The 24,298-nt window shown below is 76.0% G+C and carries 27 protein-coding genes; 11 read left to right on the top strand and 16 right to left on the bottom strand.

Features of this window, described 5'->3' with window-relative positions; all coding sequences use genetic code 11:
• Positions 1–42: 42 nt before the first annotated feature.
• Together AC0IVP_RS01285 and glgA are read left to right on the top strand one after the other, a co-directional pair.
• The gene (locus AC0IVP_RS01285) at positions 43–1,485 is read left to right on the top strand and encodes an amidase family protein (RefSeq protein WP_471754019.1); all 1,443 of its coding nucleotides are present in this window, start codon (positions 43–45) and stop codon (positions 1,483–1,485) included.
• A 10-nt stretch (positions 1,486–1,495) separates the two neighbouring features.
• Positions 1,496–2,668, top strand: a complete 1,173-nt coding sequence (gene glgA, locus AC0IVP_RS01280) for a glycogen synthase (protein WP_471754017.1) — start codon at positions 1,496–1,498, stop codon at positions 2,666–2,668.
• Position 2,669: 1 nt separating this feature from the next.
• Here the strand turns inward: glgA and AC0IVP_RS01275 are convergent, their stop codons facing one another.
• Genes AC0IVP_RS01275 through AC0IVP_RS01265 form a run of 3 tightly spaced genes read right to left on the bottom strand, consistent with a single transcriptional unit; the run spans position 2,670 to position 3,804 of the window.
• A complete protein-coding gene (locus tag AC0IVP_RS01275; RefSeq protein WP_056292650.1) occupies positions 2,670–3,260 on the bottom strand; it encodes a nitrile hydratase subunit alpha in 591 nt (196 codons plus the stop codon).
• Complete coding sequence (locus AC0IVP_RS01270; RefSeq protein WP_471754015.1) at positions 3,257–3,526, bottom strand: SH3-like domain-containing protein; 270 nt, start codon at positions 3,524–3,526, stop codon at positions 3,257–3,259. The genes AC0IVP_RS01275 and AC0IVP_RS01270 overlap by 4 nt, the downstream gene beginning before the upstream one ends.
• Complete coding sequence (locus AC0IVP_RS01265) at positions 3,523–3,804, bottom strand: SH3-like domain-containing protein (RefSeq protein ID WP_056292653.1); 282 nt, start codon at positions 3,802–3,804, stop codon at positions 3,523–3,525. Before AC0IVP_RS01265 ends, AC0IVP_RS01270 begins: the two co-directional genes overlap by 4 nt.
• Positions 3,805–3,856: 52 nt before the next feature.
• Here AC0IVP_RS01265 and AC0IVP_RS01260 point away from each other — a divergent pair, with 52 nt between their 5' ends.
• Entirely contained in the window at positions 3,857–4,828 is a 972-nt protein-coding gene (locus tag AC0IVP_RS01260) for an MsnO8 family LLM class oxidoreductase (protein WP_471754013.1), read from the top strand.
• Here the strand turns inward: AC0IVP_RS01260 and AC0IVP_RS01255 are convergent.
• Together AC0IVP_RS01255 and AC0IVP_RS01250 are read right to left on the bottom strand one after the other, a co-directional pair.
• Positions 4,797–5,774 carry an App1 family protein gene (locus AC0IVP_RS01255; RefSeq protein WP_056292660.1) on the bottom strand — a complete coding sequence of 326 codons (978 nt, stop codon included), beginning with the start codon at positions 5,772–5,774 and terminating at the stop codon, positions 4,797–4,799. The two genes, AC0IVP_RS01260 and AC0IVP_RS01255, sit on opposite strands and share 32 nt — an antisense overlap.
• On the bottom strand, positions 5,771–6,517 hold the full coding sequence (locus tag AC0IVP_RS01250) for an alpha/beta fold hydrolase (RefSeq protein ID WP_471754011.1): 747 nt from the start codon (positions 6,515–6,517) through the stop codon (positions 5,771–5,773). Before AC0IVP_RS01250 ends, AC0IVP_RS01255 begins: the two co-directional genes overlap by 4 nt.
• Positions 6,518–6,575: 58 nt before the next feature.
• Here AC0IVP_RS01250 and AC0IVP_RS01245 point away from each other — a divergent pair, with 58 nt between their 5' ends.
• Entirely contained in the window at positions 6,576–8,036 is a 1,461-nt protein-coding gene (locus AC0IVP_RS01245; RefSeq protein ID WP_471754009.1) for a phytoene desaturase family protein, read from the top strand.
• Here the strand turns inward: AC0IVP_RS01245 and AC0IVP_RS01240 are convergent.
• From AC0IVP_RS01240 to AC0IVP_RS01220, 5 genes are all read right to left on the bottom strand, one after another.
• Positions 8,033–9,481, bottom strand: coding sequence for a hypothetical protein (locus tag AC0IVP_RS01240; RefSeq protein ID WP_471754007.1), 1,449 nt, complete (start codon positions 9,479–9,481; stop codon positions 8,033–8,035). The two genes, AC0IVP_RS01245 and AC0IVP_RS01240, sit on opposite strands and share 4 nt — an antisense overlap.
• A 65-nt stretch (positions 9,482–9,546) precedes the next feature.
• On the bottom strand, positions 9,547–9,726 hold the full coding sequence (locus tag AC0IVP_RS01235; protein WP_471754005.1) for an Rv0909 family putative TA system antitoxin: 180 nt from the start codon (positions 9,724–9,726) through the stop codon (positions 9,547–9,549).
• Between the two features lie 68 nt (positions 9,727–9,794).
• Complete coding sequence (locus AC0IVP_RS01230) at positions 9,795–11,234, bottom strand: leucyl aminopeptidase family protein (RefSeq protein ID WP_471754003.1); 1,440 nt, start codon at positions 11,232–11,234, stop codon at positions 9,795–9,797.
• A gap of 140 nt (positions 11,235–11,374) precedes the next feature.
• Positions 11,375–11,542 carry a DUF3117 domain-containing protein gene (locus AC0IVP_RS01225; RefSeq protein ID WP_082556722.1) on the bottom strand — a complete coding sequence of 56 codons (168 nt, stop codon included), beginning with the start codon at positions 11,540–11,542 and terminating at the stop codon, positions 11,375–11,377.
• 121 nt (positions 11,543–11,663) lie between these two features.
• Entirely contained in the window at positions 11,664–12,251 is a 588-nt protein-coding gene (locus AC0IVP_RS01220) for a DNA-3-methyladenine glycosylase I (RefSeq protein WP_056292685.1), read from the bottom strand.
• Between AC0IVP_RS01220 and AC0IVP_RS01215 the strand changes: the two genes are divergently transcribed.
• Together AC0IVP_RS01215 and AC0IVP_RS01210 are read left to right on the top strand one after the other, a co-directional pair.
• Complete coding sequence (locus AC0IVP_RS01215; RefSeq protein ID WP_471754001.1) at positions 12,250–13,317, top strand: NAD-dependent epimerase/dehydratase family protein; 1,068 nt, start codon at positions 12,250–12,252, stop codon at positions 13,315–13,317. The genes AC0IVP_RS01220 and AC0IVP_RS01215 overlap by 2 nt on opposite strands.
• Before the next feature lie 116 nt (positions 13,318–13,433).
• The gene (locus tag AC0IVP_RS01210) at positions 13,434–15,035 is read left to right on the top strand and encodes an HNH endonuclease signature motif containing protein (RefSeq protein ID WP_471754167.1); all 1,602 of its coding nucleotides are present in this window, start codon (positions 13,434–13,436) and stop codon (positions 15,033–15,035) included.
• Between the two features lie 34 nt (positions 15,036–15,069).
• Here AC0IVP_RS01210 and AC0IVP_RS01205 read toward each other — a convergent pair whose 3' ends face one another.
• Together AC0IVP_RS01205 and AC0IVP_RS01200 are read right to left on the bottom strand one after the other, a co-directional pair.
• Positions 15,070–15,963, bottom strand: a complete 894-nt coding sequence (locus AC0IVP_RS01205) for a DMT family transporter (protein WP_471753999.1) — start codon at positions 15,961–15,963, stop codon at positions 15,070–15,072.
• Between the two features lie 81 nt (positions 15,964–16,044).
• The gene (locus tag AC0IVP_RS01200) at positions 16,045–17,388 is read right to left on the bottom strand and encodes a hypothetical protein (protein ID WP_471753997.1); all 1,344 of its coding nucleotides are present in this window, start codon (positions 17,386–17,388) and stop codon (positions 16,045–16,047) included.
• Positions 17,389–17,449: 61 nt separating this feature from the next.
• Between AC0IVP_RS01200 and AC0IVP_RS01195 the strand changes: the two genes are divergently transcribed.
• The 4 genes from AC0IVP_RS01195 to AC0IVP_RS01180 all read left to right on the top strand — a co-directional run bounded on the left by AC0IVP_RS01195 (position 17,450) and on the right by AC0IVP_RS01180 (position 20,520).
• Entirely contained in the window at positions 17,450–18,103 is a 654-nt protein-coding gene (locus tag AC0IVP_RS01195) for a glycosyltransferase family 2 protein (protein ID WP_056292700.1), read from the top strand.
• A complete protein-coding gene (locus AC0IVP_RS01190; RefSeq protein ID WP_471753995.1) occupies positions 18,100–18,762 on the top strand; it encodes a TIGR04282 family arsenosugar biosynthesis glycosyltransferase in 663 nt (220 codons plus the stop codon). The genes AC0IVP_RS01195 and AC0IVP_RS01190 overlap by 4 nt, the downstream gene beginning before the upstream one ends.
• A gap of 100 nt (positions 18,763–18,862) precedes the next feature.
• Complete coding sequence (locus tag AC0IVP_RS01185) at positions 18,863–20,095, top strand: molybdopterin-dependent oxidoreductase (protein ID WP_471753993.1); 1,233 nt, start codon at positions 18,863–18,865, stop codon at positions 20,093–20,095.
• Complete coding sequence (locus tag AC0IVP_RS01180) at positions 20,092–20,520, top strand: hypothetical protein (protein ID WP_056292707.1); 429 nt, start codon at positions 20,092–20,094, stop codon at positions 20,518–20,520. The genes AC0IVP_RS01185 and AC0IVP_RS01180 overlap by 4 nt, the downstream gene beginning before the upstream one ends.
• Here AC0IVP_RS01180 and AC0IVP_RS01175 read toward each other — a convergent pair.
• The 4 genes from AC0IVP_RS01175 to dapE are packed head-to-tail and all read right to left on the bottom strand — an operon-like array spanning position 20,496 to position 23,287.
• Positions 20,496–20,954, bottom strand: coding sequence for an SRPBCC family protein (locus AC0IVP_RS01175; RefSeq protein ID WP_056292708.1), 459 nt, complete (start codon positions 20,952–20,954; stop codon positions 20,496–20,498). The two genes, AC0IVP_RS01180 and AC0IVP_RS01175, sit on opposite strands and share 25 nt — an antisense overlap.
• Positions 20,947–21,357: a DivIVA domain-containing protein gene (locus AC0IVP_RS01170; protein ID WP_471753991.1), complete on the bottom strand. Its 411-nt coding sequence runs from the start codon at positions 21,355–21,357 to the stop codon at positions 20,947–20,949. Before AC0IVP_RS01170 ends, AC0IVP_RS01175 begins: the two co-directional genes overlap by 8 nt.
• Before the next feature lie 11 nt (positions 21,358–21,368).
• Positions 21,369–22,169 carry an LOG family protein gene (locus AC0IVP_RS01165; RefSeq protein ID WP_471753989.1) on the bottom strand — a complete coding sequence of 267 codons (801 nt, stop codon included), beginning with the start codon at positions 22,167–22,169 and terminating at the stop codon, positions 21,369–21,371.
• A complete protein-coding gene (gene dapE, locus AC0IVP_RS01160) occupies positions 22,166–23,287 on the bottom strand; it encodes a succinyl-diaminopimelate desuccinylase (RefSeq protein WP_056292712.1) in 1,122 nt (373 codons plus the stop codon). The genes AC0IVP_RS01165 and dapE overlap by 4 nt, the downstream gene beginning before the upstream one ends.
• A gap of 41 nt (positions 23,288–23,328) precedes the next feature.
• Between dapE and dapD the strand changes: the two genes are divergently transcribed.
• Entirely contained in the window at positions 23,329–24,297 is a 969-nt protein-coding gene (dapD, locus tag AC0IVP_RS01155) for a 2,3,4,5-tetrahydropyridine-2,6-dicarboxylate N-succinyltransferase (protein ID WP_056292714.1), read from the top strand.
• The last annotated feature ends 1 nt before the right edge of the window (position 24,298 follow it).

Below are 24,298 nucleotides of genomic sequence, written 5' to 3'. Positions count from 1 at the left end.
GCCCGAACCACACCGGTGACGTGCCCCCCGCACGATGCCGCCATGGACACGACCGCCACCGGCACGGCGATGCTGGCCGCGATGGCCACCGGCGAGGTGTCCGCGGTCGAGCTGACCCGGGCGCACCTGGACGCGATCGCGGGACCCGGCGCGGCGCTGAACGCGGTCGTGGTGGTCGACCCCGAGGGCGCGCTGGCCGCCGCCGCCCGGGTCGACGCCGACCGCGCCGCGGGCCGCCCGCTGGGCCGACTGGCCGGGCTGCCGGTCACCGTCAAGGACTCCGTCGACGCCGCCGGGCTGCCCAGCTCGCACGGCCGTGCGGTGGACCGCCGGGTGGCAGACGTCGACGCCCCGACGGTGCGCCGGCTGCGCGCCGAGGGCTGCGTGGTGCTGGGCAAGACCAACGTGCCCGAGTGGCTGGCCAGCATGCACAGCGCCAACGGGCTCTTCGGCGCGACGGTGAACCCGTGGGACCCGACCCGCTCCAGCGGTGGGTCCAGCGGGGGCGCGAGTGCCGCGGTCGCCGCTGGGCTGGCCGTCACCGACCTGGGCAGCGACCTGGCCGGGTCGCTGCGGGTGCCGGCTTCCTGGTGCGGGCTCTTCGGCCACCGCCCCAGCAACGGCGCCGTGTCCAAGCTGGGCAACATGCCCTGGCCCACCGGCGGCCTGCTGGAGCCGCTGGTGTCGGCCATCGGCCCGTTCGCCCGGTCCGCGGCGGACACCGCGCTGGTCAGCGAGGTGCTCTTCGGTGCCGACGGGCTGGACGCGGCGGGCTGGCAGCTGCACCTGCCGCCGGCCCGGGTCACCCGGCTGGCCGACGCCCGGGTGGCGGTCTGGACCGACGACCCGGACTGCCCGGTGGACGCCGAGACCCGGGCCGCCGTGCGCGGGTTCGCCGACCGGCTCGCGGACGCCGGCGCGGTGGTCACCGAGCTGACCGCTGCGCCGGTCGGCGGCGCTGCGGACCTGGAGCTCTTCCAGCGCCTGCAGGCCGCCGAGGTGGTGCACGGGTTCAGCGCCGACGACCTCGCCGCGATGGCCGTCCGGGCCGAGGCCGGGGACGCCGTCGCCGCCCGGTACGGGCAGTCGGTGTGGTCCGCGCTGCGCGACCTGGAGGCCCAGCGCGCCGCGACGGCCCGCTGGGCCGCGGTCTTCGCCGACGTCGACGTGGTGCTGTGCCCGGCGACCTCGCGGGTGGCGACGTCGTACACCCCCGAGCTCACCGCGCCCGAGCACGTCGCCGTGGACGGGCGGCGACTGCCCATCGACACGGTCTCGGACTGGTCCCGGCTGTCCAGCCTGGGCCGGCTGCCCGCGACCGTCGTCCCGCTCGGGCCCGGGATGCGCAGCGGGCTGCCGGTCGGCGGGCAGCTGCTGGGCGCCTACCTCGACGACCGCACCCCGCTGGCCGTGGCCCGCCTGGCCGAGGAGGCCGGCCTGCTGCGCTTCGTGGCGCCCCCCGCCCGGAGCCGGGCGGCCCTCTAGGGTCTGGCCCATGCGCGTGGGAGTCGTCACCCGAGAGTGGCCGCCGGACGTCTACGGGGGTGCCGGCGTCCACGTCGAGCACCTGGTCGCCGCGATGCGGGGGCTGGAGGCGGGACCCGAGATCGAGGTGCACTGCTTCGGCGGGCCGCGCACCGACGCCACCGGGTACGCCGTCCCCGCGGGGCTGGCCTCGGCCAACGGCGCACTGCAGGCGGTCGGCGTCGACGTCGAGATCGCCGCGGCGCTGGGCGGGGTGGACCTGGTGCACTCGCACACCTGGTACGCCAACCACGCCGGCCAGCTGGCCTCCCTCGTGCACGGCATCCCGCACGTGGTGACCGCGCACTCGCTGGAGCCGCGCCGGCCGTGGAAGGCCGAGCAGCTGGGCGGGGGCTACCGGCTCTCCAGCTGGGTCGAGCGCACCGCCTACCTGGCCGCCGACGCCGTCGTGGCGGTCAGCAACGGCATGCGCACCGACGTGCTGGACGCCTACCCCGAGCTGGACCCCGGCACGGTGCTCGTCGTCGGCAACGGCGTGGACGCGCAGGCCTACCGGCCGATCGAGGACCCCGACGTCGTCCGGGCGCAGGGCGTGGACCCCGACCGGCCCTACGCGCTGTTCGTCGGGCGGATCACCCGGCAGAAGGGCCTGGTGCACCTGCTGGCCGCCGCCGAGCAGCTGCCGCCCGAGGCCGGCCTGGTGCTGTGCGCCGGCGCCGCGGACACCCCGGCCGAGCGCCAGCAGGTCGCCGACGCCGTCGCCGAGCTGCAGGCCCGCCGCAGCGGCGTCGTCTGGATCGAGGAGATGCTGCCCAAGGAGAAGCTGGTCCCGCTGATCACCGGCGCGACCGTCTTCGTGGTGCCCTCGGTCTACGAGCCGCTGGGCATCGTGAACCTGGAGGCCGCCGCGTGCGGCACCGCCGTCGTCGCCTCGGCCGTGGGCGGCATCCCCGAGGTCGTCGACGACGGCCGCACCGGGCTGCTGGTGCCCTACGACGAGGCCGACCCGGCCGCGTTCGCCGCAGGCCTGGCCGCCCGGATGGCCGAGCTGCTCGCCGACCCCGACCGCGCAGCGGCCATGGGCCGGGCCGGGCGCGAGCGGGTGCTGGCCGAGTTCGGCTGGCCGGCCATCGCCCGGCAGACCGTGGAGGTCTACGAGCGGGTGCTGGCCTCCCGGGCCTGAGTCAGAGCAGCGCCGTCCCGATGAGGCCCTTGCGCGTGACGAGTGCGGCCAGTGCGGCCTCCTCCAGCGCAGCGGTGCCCTCGGGACGGCGCGGCAGCACCATGTACCGGGACTCCGCCGAGGCGTCCCAGACCGAGATGCGGGTGTCCGCGGGCAGCGTGACCCCGAACTCGGCGAGCACCGACCGGGGGTCCCGGACGACGCGTGATCGGTAGGCCTCGGACTTGTACCAGCTCGGCGAGGGCCCCAGGAGCGCGATCGGGTAGCAGCTGCACAGCGTGCAGACCAGCACGTGGTGCTCGTCCACGTCGTTCGCGACGACCTTGAGCCGCTGCTCCTGCAGGCCACCGGCCATCGACAGCCCGACCTCGGGCAGGGCGGCGTTGGCGTCGGCGAGCAGCCGCTCCCGGAAGCCGGCGTCGACCCAGGCCCGGGCGACGACGCGGGCGCCGTTGGCCGGGGTGCCGCCGGCGGCGAACTCGTCGATGCGGGTGTCGATCTCGCCGTCGGCGAGCAGGCCGCGGGCCTCCAGCAGCGCCTCGACGTGCCGGACCCGCGCCGAGATCAGCGAACTGCCGTGGTCCTCGCTCATGCCGGTCCCTCCAGGTGGTCGTGCCACAACTCGACGGTGACCGTGTGGTCGCCCGCCCCGAACAGGTCCCGGGCCGCGAAGCGCACGTGGTAGACCGGCTGCGGGTCGACCACCAGGCCCCGTGCCCGGTCGTCGGCCAGCGGGTGGGACCCCGCGACCTGGACGACGGTGCCAGTGGCGCCGCGGGCGTACCGCGGCAGCCGGGTGTGCCCGGCCGGGTCGGCGCTGCGGGTACGGACCCGGTCGCCGGGCGCGAACGGGGTCACGGCTCCAGCTCCGCGGGCGTGGCGATGCCCTTCTCCGCCAGCAGCGTGGTGATCGCGGCGAACCAGCGCTCGTAGTAGGAGGACCCGAGGTACTCCGCGACCGGCAGCCGCTCCTGGGCGTCGCGGAACTCGTCGAGGTCGTACACCCCTCGCTTGATCAGCGCGCCGTTGAGCGCGAAGACGTGGGCCTCCCAGTCGGCGTGGAAGCGCGGCTCGTCGGGCTCCTCCACGATCGGCGGGAACCCGGCCATGCCACCGACGTCGTTGATGCGGCTCACCGGTCCGTCCTACCACGGGACGCCCGCGGCGACGGGCGTTGTTGCACCGGGCATGGACGTCGGACTCTCCCTGCTGGACCGCACCCGCACCCGGGTGGGGCACACCGACGCGGACGCCATCGGGCACACCGTGCAGCGGGCCCAGCGCGCCGAGGCGCTGGGCTACGACCGGTTCTGGGTCGCCGAGCACCACGGCGTCCCCGGGGTGGCCGGGTCGGCGCCGGCGGTGCTGCTCGCCGTCCTCGCCGGGGTGACGTCGCGCATCCGGCTGGGGTCGGCCGGGGTGATGCTGCCGCACCACCAGCCTCTCGTCGTCGCCGAGCAGTTCGCCACCCTCGCCGCCGTCGCACCCGGCCGGGTGGACCTGGGGGTGGGCCGCTCCCCCGGGTTCACCGCGCCGGTCCGCCGGGCGCTGCGCCAGCACGAGACCGACTTCGCCGCCGACGTCGCCGAGCTGCGGGACCACCTGGAGGGCACCGGGGAGATCACCGCGCACCCGCGGCCGGCGTCCCCGGTGCCGCTGTTCGTGCTGGCCACCGGGCAGGGTCTGGACGTCGCAGCGGCACTCGGGCTGCCGGTCGTCGTCGGGGGGCGGGTGCTGCGCGACCCGGACGCCCTGGACCGCTACCGGCAGGCGTTCGTGCCCTCCGCCGCACAGCCCGAGCCGTGGGTCGGCGTCTCCCTCGACGTGCTGGTCGCCGACACCGCCGCGGCCGCCGCGGAGCTGGCCCTGCCCGAGGCCTGGGCGATGGCCCGGGCCCGGACGACGGGGGTGTTCCCGGCGCTGCAGCCGGTGGACTCCATCGGGGAGATGACGGCGACCCAGCGGCGCTACGTCGAGCAGTCCCGTGCGGTCACCGGTACGCCCTCCCAGGTGGCGGAGGAGCTGGCGCAGTTGCTGGAGCGGACCGGCGCGGCCGAGCTGGTGGCCGCCTCCAGCACCCACGACCGGGGCGCCCTCGCCGAGTCCGACGCGGCGCTGGCCGAGGTCCTCAGCCGTGCAGGGTCGCCCGTGCGCGGCTGAGCCCGGCCCCGTCGGGGGCCCGCAGCACCGGGATGTCCCCCAGCCGGTCGACCACCGGACCGCCGACCGTGACGTCGCGCAGCAGGATCTCGGCGACCCGGTCGGGGTGGGCGGTGGCGAACTCCTCGTAGAGGGCGGGGTCGTGCTCGCCGGTGTCACCGACCAGCGTCCAGTCCACGCCGGGCATGTCCTCGGCCAGCCGCAGCAGCGACCCGCGCTTGTGCGCCTGCCCGTCGCGGAACCACCGGTCGGGCTGCAGGCCCCAGTCGGTGAGCAGCAGCGGGCCCGGCGGGAAGCCGTTGCGCTCCAGGAAGCGGGCCAGCGGTCCGATCAGGTTCCACGGCCCGTTGGACAGGTAGAGCACCGGCACCGGCTCGGGTCCCGCGGTCAGCTCACGCAGCAGGTCGGCCATCCCGGGCACCGCCCGCCGGTTGACCGAGCGCTGCAGGAAGGTCCGGTAGAAGGCCCGCAGCGGGTGCGCGATCTCGGTGACCAGCACGGTGTCGTCGATGTCGCAGACCACGCCGCGGTGGGCGTCCAGCGAGGCCAGGTAGGCCGGCGCGGACGCCGAGCGGTGCCCCGACCGCAGCCGGACGTCGACCTCGGGCCGGCCGGCGAGGGGGCGGTCCACCTCCAGGACGGTGTCCACGATGCCGTCGTCGTCGCTGACGACCGTCACGGTCGTGCCGGCGACGCTGACCTCGACCTCGGTGCGCGGCGCCTCCAGGGTCAGGAAGCGCTGCCAGCCGGGGATCCGCAGCCGGGACTCGGGGTGCGTGCCGGCCGGGGCCAGCACCACCCGGCCCAGGGCGCGCACCCGACCACCGCTGCCGTAGCCGGGGAACGGCAGGGCCGCCGGGGACCAGCCACGACGTCGGGCGATCCCGGAGGCGACGTCGCGCAGACCGGTCTCGAAGCGGTAGGCCAGGCCCAGCAGCGAGCTCACCGGCAGAACCCTGCCACGGCGTCGGCGAACTCGTCGGGGCTGGAGAAGTTCAGCCCGTGCGCACCGCCCGGCACGACCTGCAGACGACCCTGCGGCAGGACCGCCGCCAGGTCCTCGCACCACTGCTGACCGGCGACCGGGTCGCGGCTCCCGCGCAGCACCAGCGTGGGGACGTCGACCTCGCCCATCGAATGCTCCTCGGGCCGGCGGATCGCGTGCCGCAGCACCGACACCATGGCGAGGGGCCCGGCGCGCAGGTAGTCGGTGACCGCCACCAGCAGCAGGCCCGGCCGCTCCCGGGGAGCGTCCAGCAGCAACCGCCACGCCTGGCCCACCCAGGTCGGGGCGCTGGGGTCCCGGGTGGGGCCGCACAGGACCAGGCGCGCGACGCGCTCGGGACGGCGACGCGCCAGGTCGGCGACCACCTGGGCGCCCAGGGAGTGCCCGACCAGGTCGACCTCGGGGAGGCCGACGGCGTCCAGCCAGCGCTCCAGGGCGTCGGACAGGCCGGGGACGCCCAGCGTGCGGGAGGCGCCGCGGGTGCGGCCGTAGCCGGGCAGGTCCGGTGCCAGCACCCGCCGGCTGCGCGCGAGCAGGGCCATCGCCGGGCGCATGGAGCGCCCGGACATGCCCAGCCCGTGCACGAGCACCAGCGGCCGGCCGCCCCGGCCGGCCTCCCGGTGGTGCACCCGCACCGTCGTCCCGGAGCCGAGCTCGACGGGAGTCCACAGGTCCTCGGGCACCGGCGGAGCGTAGGCGACCCCGCCGTGCCCACCCACCGCACCCACCTACCGTGGGCGCGTGGCAACGGTGGTGGTCGTCGGTGCGGGACTGGGCGGTCTGGCGGCCGCCGCGCGGCTGGCCGCGGGCGGGCACCGGGTGACCGTGCTGGAGCAGGGTCCCGAGGTGGGCGGCAAGCTCGGCTGGTTCGCCCGCGACGGGCACGGCTTCGACACCGGGCCGAGCCTGGTCACCCTGCCCCAGGTCTTCCGCGACCTCTTCGCCGCCACCGGCGACCCGCTGGAGGACGTGCTGGACCTGGTCCGGCTGGACCCCGCGGTGGCCTACCGCTTCGCCGACGGCACCCGGCTCGCCGTGCCCGGGGACCTGGAGGGCGTGCGCGCCGAGCTCGGGCCCGAGTGGTCGGCGTTCCTGGACCGGGCGGCCGAGCTGTGGCGGGTCACCGAGCAGCCGTTCCTGCGCTCCCCGCTGGACGGCGCGCGCACCCTGGCCCGGCTGGCCCGCTCGACCGCCGACGTCCGCACCGTCGCCCCGTGGTCCTCGCTGCGCACCCTGGGGGCGCAGTACCTCACGGACCCGCGGCTGCGGGTGCTGCTGGACCGCTACGCCACCTACTCCGGCTCGGACCCGCGCCGGGCCCCGGCGGCGCTGGCGACCGTGCCCTGGGTCGAGCAGGCGTTCGGCTCCTGGTACGTCCGCGGTGGACTGCGGCGGCTGGCCCTCGCCGTCGCCGACCGGGCGCTCGAGCGGGGCGCGGAGATCCGCACCTCGACGCCGGTGCGCCGGGTGCTGGTCGAGGGCGGCCGCGCGAGCGGTGTCGAGCTGGCCGACGGCACGCGGGTGGCCGCCGACGTGGTGGTCAGCAACGCCGACGCGACGGCGCTCTACGACCGGCTGCTCCCCGCGCACGCCCCGGTCCGCCAGGCGCGGGCGACGCTGGCCCGGGCGACGCCGTCCTCGTCGGGGTTCGTGCTGCTGCTGGCGTTGCGCGGCCGGACGCCGGACCTGGGACACCACACGGTGCTGTTCCCCGCCGACTACGACGCCGAGTTCGACGGCCTGTTCACCCGGCCGCGACCGCTGGCCGACCCGGCCGTCTACGTCAGCGCCCCCGACGACCCGGCCACCCGCCCCGACGCCGACAGCGAGTCCTGGTTCGTGCTGGTCAACGCCCCCCGGCACGAGCCCGGCCGCGGCGTCGACTGGGACGCCCCGGGGCTGGCCGACTCCTACGCCGACCACGTGCTGGGTGTGCTGGCCGACCGGGGCCTGGACGTCCGGGACCGGGTGCGCTGGCGCGAGGTGCGCACCCCGGCCGATCTGTCCCGGGCCACCGGCAGCGTCGGCGGCTCGATCTACGGGACGTCGTCCAACGGCGCGCGGGCGGCGTTCCTGCGTCCGGCGAACGTCTCCCCGCTGCCCGGGCTGTTCCTGGTCGGCGGGTCCGCCCACCCCGGCGGCGGGCTGCCGCTGGTGACGCTGTCCGCCGAGATCGTCGCCGGACTGGTGGGTCCGGCCTAGCCGCGGGCCGCGCCCAGGCCGAGCACCGCCGCCAGGCCCAGCGCGCTGCGCGGCGCGTACGGCGTCCGCCACAGCCCGCCGTGCGCGGCCGCGTACGCCTCGTCCTGCCAGGGCTGCTCGTGCCGCGGGCCACCGTCGGTGTGCAGGTCGTGCACGAGCAGCGCGGCCATCAGCACGTTGGAGGTCGCCGGCTCGAAGACCTCGACGCCGAACCGGTGCCCACCGGCGTAGGCCGCGGCCAGTGCCCGGTTCTTCAGCACCGACCGGGTCCGGGTAGGCGGTGCGACGTTCATCGACACCGTGGCACCGGCGGCCCGGGCCACGGTGGCCCGCCAGCGCTGCAGGCGCTTGGCCAGCGCGTAGTTCGGGCCCTGCTGCGGCACCAGACTGTCCGCGATCCCCGGGTCGGTGCCGGGCACGTGGGCCCGCTGCAGCAGCCGGCCCGCCGACAGGGTGCGCAGCGGCCGGCCCACCAGCTCGGCCGACCGCGACCGGCCCGCGTAGGCCTGTACCGACGCCGCCACCGCCTCCCCCGGGACGACGAACACGTCGGTCGGGGTGGCCAGGAAGCCCAGCGCCAGGTCGGGGCGCAGGGCCTGCAGGCGCAGGGTGAGCACGTCGACCGCGGTGGACACCCGGACGTTGGTGGCACCGTCGGCGTAGACGTAGTCGCCCAGCACCGGGACGCCGTCCAGACCGCCCAGCCAGTCCGCGACGGCGGGCACCTCACCGATCAGGTCCGCGCCCCGGCCGCCGTCCCCGGTGGGGACGAGCAGGGTGCCGGCGCCGCGGTGCGCGGTCTCCAGCACCCGGTCCCACAGCTGCGGGCGGGGCAGGTCGACCGCGGCGACGGTGGCGCCCCAGCGCAGCAGCGCGGTGAGCGGGCCCATCTCGGCACCGGCGCCCAGCACGGCGACGGTCCGGCCGGGCAGGGCCAGCCACTCCGGGTGCGCGGCGACGGCGCGGACGGCGTCGGCGCAGCTGGGCTCAACCACCCCGCCGGCGACCCAGGCGTCCAGCCGGTCGGACAGCTCGACTCCGGCCAGTCGACGACCCCGCCACGGCAGGGTCAGCTCGCGCTCGGGCTCGGCACCGCCACGGACGGTCTCGGTGGACAGCGCGCGGGCGGCCGGTGCCGACGCCAGGGTCGAGAGCGGCTCCTCCGACCCGTCCACGACCACCCGCATGCGCTGGTGCAGCGAGTCCAGGCCCGACGTCGCGATCGCCACCGCCGCCTCGCGGGAAGCCAGCCCTGCTTCCGTCGTCCGTCGGACGTGCGGCAGGTAGCCCCCGCGCCAGTTCGTCTCGGCCTCCGCGGCCCGCGCGCCGGTCGGGTCCACCGGCCGCAGCGCGTCGGCGACGACGGCCCGGCCGAGGGACGCGGTGCTCCGGCGTCCGTCCGTGCCGGTGGGGAAGACGACTCCGTGCTGCTGGGGCTCGCTCACCCCGCGCATCCTGCCCGACGGCGGGGCCCCGTGGCCCGGTCTCGACGACCGGGCCACGGAGGGGGTCAGCGGCCCTCGTCGCCGATCTTGCCGTCGGCGAGGTCGCGGCCCTTGGCGACCTGGTCGGCGTGCCCGCCGGCCTTGCCCTCGGCCATGTCGGACCCCTTGTCCAGCGCGCTGTCGCTGGCCTTCTCGCCCTTGTCGCTGTCCAGGAAGTCCTTGGCCTTGTCTCCGATGCCAGCCACGGGTCTCTCCTCCCTCACGGTCGCGCCCGGCGGCGCGGCTCTGCCGGGGTCGTGCCCGCTGCGCACGGTCAGCAACCCCCGGCTTCCAACCACCGCACCAGCGTCCGGACGGCGAACCCGGTCCCGCCCCTGACCCACTCGCCCACGTCACCGGCCGAGCGCGCCGGGCCGGCGATGTCCAGGTGCGCCCAGGGCAGGTCACCGGCGAAGGGCTGCAGGAACAGCGCCGCCGTGGTCGCGCCCGGGTCACCGGGTGCGTTGTTCGCGTCGGCGACCGGGCTGTCCAGCTGGGCCCGCAGGTGCCCGACGTGGTCCTCCCCCAGCGGCATCCGCCACCAGCTCTCCCCGGTGCGTCCGCCGGCGGCGAGCAGCCCGTCGGCGAGGACGTCGTCGGTGGCCCAGAGCGCACCCGTGCGCGCGCCGAGCGCCGTCCGGGCGGCCCCGGTCAGGGTGGCGACGTCGACCAGCACGTCGGCGGCCAGCGCCAGCCGGGCGTGCGCGAGCGCGTCGGCGAGGACCAACCGGCCCTCGGCGTCGGTGTTGCGGACCTCGGTGGTGCGCCCGCCGACGTGGGTCAGCACGTCCCCCGGTCGGTAGGCCGAGCCGGACAGGTGGTTCTCCGCCAGTGGGACGACGGCGCTGACGTGCACCGGCAGCCCGAGCCGGGCGACGGCGTCCACGACCGCGAGGACCGCGGCGCCACCGGCCATGTCGGTCTTCATCTCCCGCATGCCGGCGTTCTTCTTCACCGAGACGCCCCCGGTGTCGAAGGTGATGCCCTTGCCCACGAGCACGACGTGCCTCCCGGTCGCGTCGTCCGGGCGGTGCGTGGCCACGACCAGCCGGGGCGCGCTGTCCGAGCCCCCGCCGACGGCGAGCAGGCCGCCGAAGCCGGCCGAGCGCAGCTGGCGCGGGCCCAGCACCGTCGTCGTCACCCGGGGGTGCTCGGCCAGGCGTTCCTGAGCCCGGTCGGCGATCCAGGCCGGGTCCGCCGTGTCGCCGGGGGTGGCGACCAGGTCGCGGGCCCAGCAGACCGCGGCCGCCGTCACCAGGCCGCGCTGCAGGGCGTCGACCTCGGCCGCCGCCGCGGGCGGGGCGACCAGCAGGACGTCGGCCAGCCGGGGCGGGTGCGGGGTGCTCGTCAGCCGGAACCGGTGGCCGGCCAGCAGCACGGCCTCGGTGACGACCCGGACGTCCTCGGCGACCGCGCCCTCGGGCAGCGGCAGCACCAGGCGGGTGGCGCCGTGCTCGGCGAGGGTCTGCGCCCGGCGCACCGCGATCGACACGTAGGAGCGCAGGTCGGCGGGCGTGCCGTCCCCCACCCCGACCGCGACGAGGGACCGTGGGTGCCGCCCGGGCACGGGCAGGTTGGTGATGCCACCGGGCCGACCGCCGTTGCCGGTGTCGGCCAGCGCACCGGCGACCCAGTCCGGGTCGGCGATGGGGTCGGCGGCCTCGGCCAGCCAGGACGGCAACGCGCCGCGCGCGCCCACCGGGACGGCGAGCACGTCGGCGGATCCCAGCGCCGGCAGGGTCGCGGCCAGCCGGACCCTGGGACGAGCAGCGGCCCCGGTCGCCGGCGTGGTGCCGGCGGCCGGGGCCGTCTGTCCTCCCGCTGCGCTGCCCGGGGGCGGCGTCGCGGTGCTGGTCAGCTGATCGCGCCCTGGAGCGCCTCGGAGAGCGCCGCTGCCTCGTCGGGCGACAGCTCGACGACGAGCCGACCACCGCCCTCCAGGGGAACGCGCATGACCAGGCCGCGGCCCTCCTTGGTGACCTCGAGGGGACCTTCACCCGTGCGCGGCTTCATGGCCGCCATGCGTGCCTCCTTCACCGGCCACCCGCAGGACCCGTACGGCTGCGGTGTGGCTGTCCGACCTTGTGGAACCAGAGCTGACAGCCATTCTCCCGCATGCCGCCCCGGGGACCAACATGAACCCTCAACCGAGCGGTACGGCGCCGGCCCGGAAACAGTCCGCGACGTGGTCGTCGACCATCCCGGTGGCCTGCATCAGGGCGTACGCGGTGGTCGGTCCGACGAACGCGAACCCGGCCCGCTTCAGCCCCGTGGCCAGCGCCGTGGACTCGGGCGTGGTCGCCGGCACGTCGGCGAGCGTGGCCGGGGCGGGCCGCGGCCCGGACGGCGCGAAGGACCACAGCAGCGCCGACAGGCCGTCGGGGAGCTGCTGGGCCGCGCGGGCGTTGCGGAGAGCCGCCTCGATCTTGGCCCGGTTGCGCACGATGCCCGCGTCGGCCATCAACCGGGCGACGTCGTCGTCACCGAAGTCCGCGACGGCGTCGATGGAGAACCCGGCGAAGGCGGCCCGGAAGGCCGGCCGCTTGCGCAGGATGGTGATCCAGGACAGCCCGGACTGGAAGGCCTCCAGGCACACCCGCTCGAAGAGGGCGTCGTCGCCGTGGACCGGGACACCCCACTCCTCATCGTGGTAGGCCACGTAGTCCGGCGTGCTGGTCGCCCAGGCGCAACGCTGCAGCTCCACCCGACCGAGGCTAGCGTCGCCGGTCATGCGCATCCTCGTGACCGGCGGCGCCGGCTTCATCGGCCAGCACGTCGTCGCCGCCCACCTCGAGGCCGGGCACGAGGTGCGGGTGCTCGACGCCCTGCTGCCGGCCGTGCACCCCGCCTACCCCGACGGCCCGCCCGGCCTGGACGGCGTGGAACTGGTCGTCGGCGACGTCCGGGACGCCGCGACCGTGGACCGGGTGCTGGCCGGCGTGGACGCGGTCAACCACCAGGCGGCCATGGTCGGCCTGGGCATCGACGTCCAGGACATGCCGCTCTACGCCGGCATCAACGACCTGGGGACGGCGGTGCTGCTGGCCGGCATGGCACGGGCCGACGTCGGGCAGCTGGTCTTCGCCAGCTCGATGGTCGTCTACGGAGAGGGCCGCTACGAGTGCCCCGACCACGGTGTCGTCCCGGCGGCGCCGCGGCGCAAGGCCGACCTGGACGCCGGGACCTTCGACCCGCCGTGCCCGCACTGCGGACGGCAACTGGCCTGGGGCCGGGTCGGTGAGGAGACTCCGCCGGACCCGCGCAACACCTACGCCGCCACGAAGCTGGCCCAGGAGCACCTGTCCTCGGCGTGGGCCCGCTCGACCGGTGGCACCGCGGTCGGGCTGAGGTACCACAACGTCTACGGCCCGCACATGCCCCGGGACACCTTCTACGCGGGCGTGGCCTCGATCTTCCGGTCCTCCCTGGAGTCGGGGAAGCCGCCGCAGGTGTACGAGGACGGCGGCCAGATGCGCGACTTCGTGCACGTCACCGATGTCGCCCAGGCCAACCTCCGCGCCTGGGAGCACCCTCCGGCCGAGTCGACTCTGCGGGTCTACAACGTCGCCAGCGGCGTGCCGCACACCGTCGGGGACATGGCGCAGGCCCTGGCCGAGGCCTTCGGCGGTCCCGATGCCGAGGTCACGGGGCAGTACCGCATCGGCGACGTCCGGCACGTCGTCGCCAGCCCGTCCCGCGCCGAGGAGGAGCTGGGGTACTCGGCCGCCGTGGCGTTCGAGGACGGCATGCGCGAGTTCGCCACGGCCCCGCTGCGGGCCGCCCCCCAGCAGCCCTGATCCGCCCCGGGGGCGTTTCCGCGGAAACGCCCCCGGGTCCTGTCGGACCCTCGTGCCACGCTCTTCCCAGGTGTTCGAACACGTGTTCGAACGAGGAGAGGTGGTCGGTCGTGCCGATGTCGGAGCAGCCCGTGGTGGACGCGATGAACTGCGCCACCGACGACCCGCCGGACGGTGCCCTCGCGCTGCCCGAGCTGGCCGGTCGCCTGTGTGCCGGTGCCGTGGCCATCTCGGCGTCCACGGCGGCTTGGCTGCTGCTGGTCGCGGAGTTCGACCGCAGGGAGGGGTGGGCCGTCCCCGGCGTCACCTCGTGCGCGCACTGGCTGTCCTGGCAGTGCGGCATCGCCCCCGGCACGGCGCGGGACCACGTCCGGCTGGCCCGCGCACTGCCCGGTCTGCCCCGGGTCACGGCCGACCTGGGCGCCGGACGGATCTCCTACGCGAAGGCCCGGGCCATCGCCCGGGTGGCCGACGCCGACAGCGAGCCGGCGTTGCTGGAGCTGGCGAGGAACTGCACGGCCGCCCAGCTCGACCGCGTGGTCGCCGGCTGGCGGCGCGCCGACACCGCCGCGACCGAGGCCGCCCGCGCCCAGGCCGAGGACGCCCGCTCCCTCGCCCGGGCTGCCACGGTCAGGGCCGGCGGCACCGACGACGAGGGCGCCGAGGCAGGCCGGGCCGCAGCCGCGGCGGTGTGGACCTCGTGGTGGCCCGACGGTGCCGATCCCGACCGCACCCCGGCGCGGTGGGAGCAGCGGCTGGACTGGACCGACGAGGGCGACGGCAGCGTCACCGTCCGGCTGCGCCTGGCCGCGGAGGACGCCGCCGAGGTCATCGCGGCCGTCGAGCACCGGGCCGAGGTGCTGACCCGCCGGGATCGGTCCGCCCGCCGAGCGGAGGGCGGCGGCGACCGGGTCGTCCCGCTCCGCTGGGCCGAGTGGTCGGCCGGGCAGGACCTGGTCGACGGTGGCGCCCCGGGTCGCCGCGAGGCCGCCGCACTCCGCCGCGCCCGGGTCACCGTCGCCCGCACGGCGGCACTGCTGGACCTCGTGCGAGCGGGCGCGGTGGCGGCGGACCGCCAGCCCACCGACCCGGCGCGCCGGGAGGTGCTCGTCCGGGTCGACGCCGCCGTGCTCGCCGACGACACCGCGGCCGGACAGGCGGTCCTGGACGGAGTGGCCTCGCTCAGCCCGGCGCAGGCCCGCCGGCTGGCGTGCGACGCCGCCGTCACCACGGTGCTCGTCGACCACGGCCAGGTCCTGGCGGCGGGCCGCAGCCGCAGGTACGCCAGCGCAGCACAACGCCGCGCGCTGTTGGTCCGCGACGGCGGGTGCGTGCGTCCCGGGTGCACCGAGACCCGGCCCGAACGACTGCACGCCCACCACCTGGTGTCCTGGCTGGCCGGCGGCCGCACGGACGTCGACAACCTGGTCCTGCTCTGCGACCGGTGCCACGGGCTGGTCCACGACCTCGACCTGCTGCTGCACCGGGACGACGGGCAGCTGGTCGTCCGCACCACGGAGGGGACGGCCGTGTGGACCCAGCTGACACCGGCGGGAGAGGACCCGGGGCCGCCGGTCGACCTGCCCTCGTCCTGGCGCGCCAACGGGGAGCGCCTGGACCTGCGACACACCGTCGGTGTCGTCCTGGACCACCGTGCCGTCCTCCGCCGGCAGCGCCGGGCCGAGCGGTCCTCAGCGTCGACCGCGGACGCGGCCTGACCGGCCCGCGACGGACGCCCTCGGGCGATGGGCCTCAGGCGACGGGTGCGGCCAGCGGCTCGGGGTCTGCGGTGCGGGTGCGGCGGGTCGCCAGCACGCAGCCGACGAGCACCAGCGGCAGCCCGACGGCGATGCCGAGGGTGAACGGCTCCCCCAGCAGCCACACCCCGAGCAGCACGGCCACCGCCGGGTTGACGAACGTGATGACCAGCGCACGCTGTGGGCCGACCTTACGGATCAGCTGGAAGAACAGCGCGAGGGCCAGCGCGGTGCACACGACCCCGAGGCCGGCAACCGCCAGCAAGGCGTCGGCCGAGGCGTCGCGGACCTGGTCCAGCCGGGGCAGCGCGAAGGGCGCGTAGACGACGGTGGTGATCGACAGGGCCACCGCGCTGGCCGCCACCCCGTTCACCTGGGACAGCTGCCGGCTGATGATCAACGGCGCCGTGCCGTAACCGATCACGGTGAGGACGACGGCGCCGATGGCCAGCAGCTGCGCGCCGGCGACGTCCAGCCCCAGCAGCGCCGCGATGCCGAGCACCCCGAGCACCATGCCGCCGATCCGCACCGGCGACAGCCGCTCCTCCTCCCCCAGCAGCCGGGCGGCCAGCGCGGCCACGAACGGCACCGTGGCGACCAGCAGCCCGGTGAGGGAGGAGGACAGCGACTGCTCGGCGATGGAGAGCAGCAGCCAGGGCCCGGTCATCTCCAGCACGGTGAAGGCCAGCAGCGGCTTCCAGTGGCGGGCGATCCCGCGCAGGTGGCCGCGGGCGACCACCCAGGGCAGCAGGATCACCGCGCCGAGCACGCACCGGCCGAACACGACGACGACCGGGTCCAGCTCCCCCACGGCCACCTTGATCAACAGGTACGGCACGCCCCAGACGACCGACATGGTGACGAACAGCGCCCAGCCCCGACGACTCACCGCGACATCATGGCCCGCCGCGGGGCCGCCGACCGCAGCCGAGGCTGCCGACGTCCGCAGGTTCCCTGCCAACCGCGGCGGTCACCACTCGGTGCGGACGGTCACCTCGATGCCGATCGCCAGGACCGCGCCCAGCGCGAGCCACAGCCGGCGCCGGCGGGCCGGGAGGAACGCCGTCGCGGTGAGCACCCAGACGTAGAACGGCAGCCAGATGCGCTCGGTCTCCCCGCGGACCAGACCGGTGGCGTCGCTGGCCAGGATGCCGACCAGCGCCGCGAGCGGGAGCAACGCGAGCCGGTGCCGGCGCAGCGCGGCCAGCCCGGCGATCGCGGCCGGGCCCAGGGCGAGGGCGGCGGCGGCCAGGTTGGAGAACAGGAAGAACCCCAGCGGCCGGTTGGCGTAGGAGGGGCCGGAACGGACCCGGTCACCGGCGGCGTGGAAGCCGTCCAGCCACCAGTAGCCGCCCACCGCATAGGCGACGACGACCAGGACCACCCCGGCGGCGCCCACCCCCAGGACCCGCACGACGCCGCCCCAGCCCAGCTCACGCCGGTGCACCAGCACCACGACGAGCGCGACCAGGCCCAGGGCGGTGAGTCCGAAGCTCAGGAAGAGGGCGAGACCCAGCAGCAGTCCACCGACCAGCGCCCGGACGTCACGACGCCACCCCGGGCCCGCGGTGGCCGCCGTCGCCAGTCCGGCGACTCCCCATGCGGCCACCCCGGCGAACAGCGCGTCGGCGCTGGTGGCCACCCACAACGCGATCGGCGCCAGCACCAGGAAAGGCGCGACCACCCGGGCGCGCGCCTCGTCGGCGACCGCACGCACGGTCAGCAGCACCGCGGGGACGGCGAGCGCCCCGCCGACGATGCACAACGCCGCGTCCCAGCCCAGGCCGTCCAGCCCGAGCCGGTCCAGCAGCACGAAGGACAGCAGCGCACCCGGCGGGTGACCGGCGACGTGCGTCGTCCACGGATCGGCCGAGTCGGCGGGCACCGAGGCGGTGAACGTGGACAGGAACTCCCCGATGGACCCGACGCGGGGGACGTCGTGGGGGTACTCGTAGCGCACTGCCAGCGGCTCGGGCAGCCGGTGCCAGCCGCTGGACAGCGCCAGCGCCACGGCCCACCCGCCCGAGGCGACCGCGGACCCGGCCAGCAGCGCCCCGAACCGCGCCCGGGTCGCCAGCGCCGGGCCCCACAGCACCCCGGCCAGTGCCACCGCGGCCGGCAGCAGCACCCGGGGCGTGAGGACGACGTCCCACCCGCCGCGCAGCACGTAGCCGCCGAGCAGGTGCAGCACGGTGCCGCCCTCGGCCAGCCGGCGGCCGATCGTGGCCATCAGCCAGACGAAGCCGGCGGCGGCGAGCACGGCGGCCACCGGGAGCCAGCGTCGGAGCGGGGAGGTCGGCGGGGCGCTGCTCATCGAGTCGGAGCGTAGGTGCCGAGGACGAGCGCGGCCGGTCGGGCGCGGTTACCGTCCACGGGTGCCTGACGTCGTCTTCCCCTGCCTGGACGAGGCCGGGGCGCTCCCCTGGGTCCTCACCCGCCTCCCCGAGGGCTACCGGGCCATCGTCGCCGACAACGGCTCGACCGACGGCTCCGCGCAGATCGCCGCCGACCACGGCGCGACCGTCGTGCACGTCCCCCAGCGCGGCTTCGGCGCGGCCGCGCACGCCGGGCTGGAGGCCGCCACCGACGACGTCGTCTGCTTCTGCGACGCCGACGCCTCGATGGACCCCGCCCAGCTGCCCCTCGTCGCGGACCCGGTGCTGGCCGGCGACGCCGACCTGGTGCTCGGCCGGCGCCGACCCAGCTCGCGCGGCGCCTGGCCGGTGCACGCCCGGGTCGCCAACACCGCCCTCAGCGTCATGATGCGCCGCCGGACCGGCCTGCGGCTGCACGACCTGGGCCCGATGCGCGCGGCCCGCCGCACCGACCTGCTCGCCCTGGGCATCACCGACCGGCGCTTCGGCTACCCGCTGGAGATGGTCACGCGGGCCTCGGACGCCGACTGGCGCGTCCTGGAGGTCGACGTCGACTACCACCCCCGCGCCGAGGGCACGAAGTCCAAGGTCACCGGCACCCTGCTCGGCACGGTCAAGACGATCAAGGACATGAGCGGGGTGCTGAACCGGTGAGGCAGCTGCTGGTCATCACCAAGGCCCCGGTCCCCGGGAGGAGCAAGACCCGGCTGACCCCGCCGTGCACCCCGCTGCAGGCCAGCACCATCGCCGAGGCCGCGGTCGGGGACACCCTCGACGTCGTCCGGGCCACCCCGGTCGACCGCCGCGTCGTCGCCCTCGACGGTGCACCGGGCGGACTGGACCTCAGCGGCTGCGTCGTCGTCCCCCAGGTCGAGGGTGACCTGGGCACCCGGCTGGCCGCGGCGTTCGCCGGTGCCATGGCCGGCCCGGACGGCGCCGTCCCCACGCTGCTGGTCGGCATGGACACCCCGCAGATCAGCCCCGAGCTGCTGACGTCGTGCCTGGACGCGCTCGTCGACGCCGGCCCCGGGACCGCCGCGCTGGGCATCGCGCCGGACGGCGGGTGGTGGGCCCTGGGCGTGCACTCCCCCGACGCCGCCGCGGTGCTGCCCGACGTCCCGATGTCCCGGGAGGACACCGCGGTCAACACCCGGGCGGCGCTCGAGGCCGCCGGGCTGCGGGTGCTGGACCTGCCCGTGCTCACCGACGTGGACCACTTCCCGGACGCACTGGCCGTCGCCGAGCTGTGCCCGGAGGGGAGCCGGATGCGCCGGGTCGTCGCCGAGGTGGCCGCCGCGCTCCCCCAGGACTGACCCGTCCGGCGGGCGGTCTCGGCACGAACCCCGGGCGGACTCCAGCACCGGGTCCGGACTGCCGATGACCCTGTGCACCACTCCCCCCGAGAGGACGTCCGTGACCCGACCGCTGGACCGCGTCCTCGGCGCCCGCCTGCCCGACCCGCCCGACGCGCTGCGCCGCGGGCCGTTCCGCGAGGGCTCCTTCCCCAGTCCGCTGCACACCGAGCGGCGGGCGTCCCGGGTGGGCGTCTGGCTCGGCAGCGGGTTCGTCGTCTGCTTCCTGACCGGGCTGATCAGCCACTGGGTGCAGCAGCCCCCGAGCTGGTTCGTCTGGCCGGCCTCGCCGGTGTGGCTGTACCGCGTCACCCAGGGCACGCACGTCATGGTCGGGCTGGCACTCGTCCCGCTGCTGCTGGTCAAGCTGTGGACGGTCTACCCCAAGCTCTTCAGCTGGCCTCCGGCCCGCACACCCGCGCAGGTGGTGGCCCGGGTGTCGGTGCTGGTGCTGGTCGGCGCCGCGGTCTTCCAGCTGCTGACCGGCCTGCTCAACATCAGCCAGTGGTACCCGTTCGGCTTCTCCTTCCGGGCCGCGCACTACTGGACCGGCTGGATCGCGGTCGGTGCGGTGCTCACCCACGTCGGGGCCTTCGCCCCGCAGATCGCGCGCGGCCTGGCCCGCCGGGGGACGGCGGCCGCGGACGGCGAGGAGGACGGCGAGGAGGACGGCGAGGAGGACGGCGCCGTCAGCCGGCGGGCGTTCGTCGCAGCGGCCGTGCTGGGCACCGGCGCCGTAGCGCTCACCCAGTGGGGCCAGACGATCTCCCCGCTCGCCCAGGTGTCGGTGCTCGCCCCGCGCATCCCCGGCTACGGCCCGCAGGGGCTGCCGGTCAACCAGACCGGCGCCGGTGCCGGGGTCACCGAGACCGCCGTCGACCCTGCCTGGCGGCTCGTCGTCGAGGGCCCGACGCGGCTGGAGCTGACGTTGGCGGACCTGCAGGCGTTCCCGCAGCACACCGAGCGGCTGCCGATCGCGTGCGTCGAGGGCTGGAGCTCGGACGCGGACTGGACCGGCCCCCGGCTCCGGGACGTCCTCGACGCCGCCGGCCTCGACCGCGGCACCGTCGTGCACGTCGAGTCGTTGCAGACCGGGGGCTCCTACCGGGTCTCCACGGTCGCCGGACCGCACTCGGCCAGCGCGAAGACGCTGCTGGCGCTGCGGCTGAACGGCCAGGAGCTCGCCCTGGACCACGGCTACCCGGTGCGCCTGATCGCCCCCAACCGGCCCGGCGCGATGCAGACCAAGTGGCTGGCCCGGATCGCACCGGGCGCTGCGGGGGTCGGCTCGTGACGGCTCCGTGGTGGCGCTGGCTGTTCCTGGCGCCCGGTCTGGCCGCCGTCGCCTTCGGGGCCTACGGCCTGCTCACCGCCGGCGGGGCCATCCCGCTGGGCTCCTGGCTGACCTGGTTCGTCGGCGGGGCCCTGGTGCACGACCTGGTGATCGCCCCGGTGTGGATCGGTCTGGGCTGGGTGGCCGCCCGCGTGCTCCCCCGTCCGGCGCGTGGCCCGGTCGTGGTGGGCGCCGCGGTCAGCGGCTCGCTGACCCTGGTCGCACTGCCGTTCGTGCTGGGCATCGGTGGCGACCCCGGCGACGGCTCGTTCCTGCCCCGCGACTACGGGCAGACGCTGCTCGTCGTCGTCGGCGTGGTGCTGGCCGTCACCGCCGTGTGGGCGGTGCTGGCCGTCCGCGCTCAGGCCGGGCGCGTCTCCGCGTAGCGGGCGAACCGCTTCAGCGACAGCCGCACCCCGGCGACGAACCCGGGCTTCACCAGCGGCCAGCCCAGCCGGCCGAGCGCGCCCAGCGGCAGGTCCAGCGTCTCCACCCACACGAAGGTCGACCCGGTTCCACGCGGGCGGACCTGGAAGCTGCCGGTCCCGCGGACGACTCGGCCGGTGTGCACGACGTCCACCGCGTGCGGGGCGTCCCAGCTGGTGATCGTCATCTCGTCCAGGACGCCCAGCCGGCGGCCACCGGGCAGCGGGATGCCGGTGGTGGCCTCGATCCGGCCGCCCACGCCCTGCGCCGCGCCGTCCACGGTGCGGACGTCGGTCAGCAGCATCCACTCGCCCTGCGTCGTCCAGTCCACCAGGGCCGCGAACACCTGCTCCGGCGGTGCGTCGACGTCCACGGTCTCGACCAGCTCAGGCACGGGGTTGCTCCTCGGTCTCGGGGGCGGTCTCGGGTGCGGTGTCGGCCGAGGGCACGACCGACGCCCCAGCCTGCGGGTTCTCGGGCGGCGGCGCAGCGTGGGCACCGGCCGGGACCGGACCGGCCTCCAGCTCGGCGATCCGCACGTCGCGCTCGTCGATGGTCTGGGCCAGCTGGTCCAGCAGCCAGTCGACCTCGGTCATCCGGTAGCCGCGCACGGCCACCGACACCCGCAGTGCCCGGACGTCGTCCCCGACCACCGGGCGGTCGTCGGGCAGCTCCACCGGGGAGCGGTCCAACTCGGCCGGGGGCTGGGTCTCCCCGCGCCCGAGCAGCACCGCGGCACCCAGGAAGAGCAGGCCTCCCACGAGCAGCAGCCCGACCACGAAGACGACGAAGGACACCACCGCCGGGCTCAGCCCTCGGTCGGCGCGGGCTCGCCGCTGGGCTGCCCCGCGGCCTCCCGCTCGGCCTCGGCCTGCTGGATGACCCGGACGGCCTCGGCGACGTCGTCGGTGACGGTGATCAGGTCCAGGTCCTTCGGCGAGACGGTGCCGGCCTCGACCAGGGTGCTGCGGATCCAGTCCAGCAGGCCCGACCAGTACGCCGTCCCGAACAGGATCACCGGGAACTTCGTGACCTTGGTGGTCTGCACCAGGGTGAGGGCCTCGAAGAGCTCGTCGAGGGTGCCGAAGCCGCCGGGCAGGATCACGAACGCCTGGGCGTACTTCACGAACATGGTCTTGCGCACGAAGAAGTAGCGGAAGGCGATGCCGACGTCGACCCACTCGTTGAGCTCCTGCTCGAACGGCAGCTCGATGCCCAGCCCCACCGACATCCCGCCGGCCTCGCAGGCGCCCTTGTTGGCCGCCTCCATCGCGCCCGGGCCACCGCCGGTGATGACGGCGTACCCCGCGTCGGCCAGCGCGGCACCCAGCTCGACGCCCGCGGCGTAGAACGGGTCCTCGGGCTCGGTGCGGGCACTGCCGAACACGCTCACCGCGCGCGGCAGGTCGGCCAGCAGACCGAAGCCCTCGACGAACTCGGCCTGGATCCGCAGCACGCGCCACGGGTCGGCGTGGACCCAGTCCGACGGGCCGCGGGAGTCCAGCAGCCGCTGGTCGGTGGTGGTGCCCTCCTGGCGCGGGTCGGGCTCGCCGCCGCGCAGCTGGACGGGGCCGCGGGTGCGGGCCCGTCGGGTGCCGTTGTCGCTCATGTGCTGCTCCCCGTGAGGTAGGCGACGAGTGCGTCCTCGGCCGGCTGCAGCCGGTCGACGACGACGTGCTCGTCGCGGGTGTGGGCCTGCTGCGGGTCCCCGGGGCCGTAGTTGAGCGCCGGGATGCCGAAGGCGGCGAAGCGGGCGACGTCGGTCCAGCCCAGCTTCGCCCGGGCCGGGCGGCCGACCGCGGCGACGAAGGCCGCGGCGGCCGGCTCGGACAGCCCCGGCAGCGCGCCCCCGCTCATGTCGGTGACCTCCAGGGTGACCCCGGCGGCCAGCGCCTCGGCGAAGACCTCGCGGACGTGCGCCTCGGCGTCGTCCTCGTCGCGGTCGGGGGCGAACCGGAAGTTCACCGTCACCCGGCACTCGTCGGGGACGACGTTGCCGGCGACTCCGCCCTCGATGCCGACCGCGTTGAGGCCCTCGTGGAAGGACAGCCCGTCGATGTCGACCTCGCGGGCCTCGTAGCCGGCCAGCGTGGCCAGGATCGAGGAGGCGCCGTGGATGGCGTTGCTGCCCAGCCAGCTGCGCGCGCTGTGCGCCCGGCGCCCCGGCACGGTGAGGACGACGCGCATGGTGCCCTGGCAGCCGCCCTCGACGTCGCCGTCGGTGGGCTCGAGCAGGATCGCCAGGTCGCCGTACAGCCAGCCGCGCCGCTCCCGGGCGACCCGGCCGAGGCCGTTCTTGACGGCCTCGACCTCCTCGTTGTCGTAGAAGACGAAGGTGACGTCGTGCGCCAGGCGCTCCTGGTCGGCGGGGGCACCGAAGAGCCCGGCCAGCCGCAGCATCACCGCGTCCCCGGCCTTCATGTCGCTGGTGCCGCAGCCCAGGAGGTGCTCGACGCCGTCGACGGTCTCCAGCCGGCTGGGCACGTTGTCCGCGATCGGCACGGTGTCCAGGTGGCCGGCCAGCACGATCCGGGTGTCCCGGCCCAGGTCGGTGCGGGCCAGCACGTTGTTGCCGATCCGCTCGACCTCCAGCCCGCCCAGCGCCCGCAGCGCGGCCTCGACGGCATCGGCGAGCGGGCCCTCGCTGCCCGAGACCGACGGGGTGTCGACCAGGGCGCGGGTCACCGCGAGCACGTCGGCGGTCAGGTCCAGGGGCGGGGCGGTCACGCCCGCAGCCTACGGAGGGTGCGCCGGTAGCCTCGGCAGCCGTGACCACTCCCGGAGCCACCGCCGTCGGACTCGCCACCGTGACCACCGCAGGCGTCGTCCTGGACACCTGGTACCCGGCGCCCGAGCTGGGCTCGGCCGGCACGACCGGCACCGAGCCGCTGGGCACCCTGGAGGTCGAGGCCGCGCTGGGCAGCGAGTTCGGCTCGCTGGTCCGCTTCGACGACGCCCGCGGCGTGGAGGTGGTCGGCGTCCGGACGACGATCGCCGACCTGTCCGCCGCCCCCGTCGACGCCCACGACGTCTACCTGCGCCTGCACCTTCTGTCCGCCCGCCTGGTCCGCCCGCACGGGCTCAACCTCGACGGCCAGTTCGGCCTGCTCGCCAACGTCGCCTGGACGTCGGCCGGCCCGGTCGAGGCCGCCGACTGGACCCCGGTGCGGGCCGCGAAGCTGCGCGCCGCGCACGGCCACGTCACCGTCACCCACGTCGACAAGTTCCCCCGGATGGTCGACTACGTGCTGCCCACCGGCGTGCGCATCGGCGACGCCGACCGGGTCCGCCTGGGCGCACACCTGGCCGAGGGCACCACCGTCATGCACGAGGGCTTCGTGAACTTCAACGCCGGCACGCTGGGCGCCTCGATGGTCGAGGGCCGCATCTCCGCCGGCGTCGTCGTCGGCGCGGACTCCGACATCGGCGGCGGCGCCTCGATCATGGGGACCCTGTCCGGCGGTGGGAAGCAGGTCGTCTCGATCGGCGCGGGGTGTCTGCTCGGCGCCAACGCCGGTGTCGGCATCTCCCTGGGTGACCGCTCCGTCGTCGAGGCCGGCTGCTACGTCACCGCCGGGTCGCGCGTCACGCTCCCCGACGGCTCGGTGGTCAAGGCCGTGACGCTGTCCGGTCAGCCGGGACTGCTCTTCCGCCGGAACTCGGTGTCCGGCGCGCTGGAGGCCCTGCCCCGGGACGGCGACTGGGGTGCGCTGAACGCCGCCCTGCACGCCAACTGAG

This window comes from Klenkia sp. AC732, from assembly GCF_979256525.1.
The sequence above is the reverse complement of the archived record's forward strand: the minus strand, read 5'-3'. Positions and strand labels throughout refer to the sequence as shown.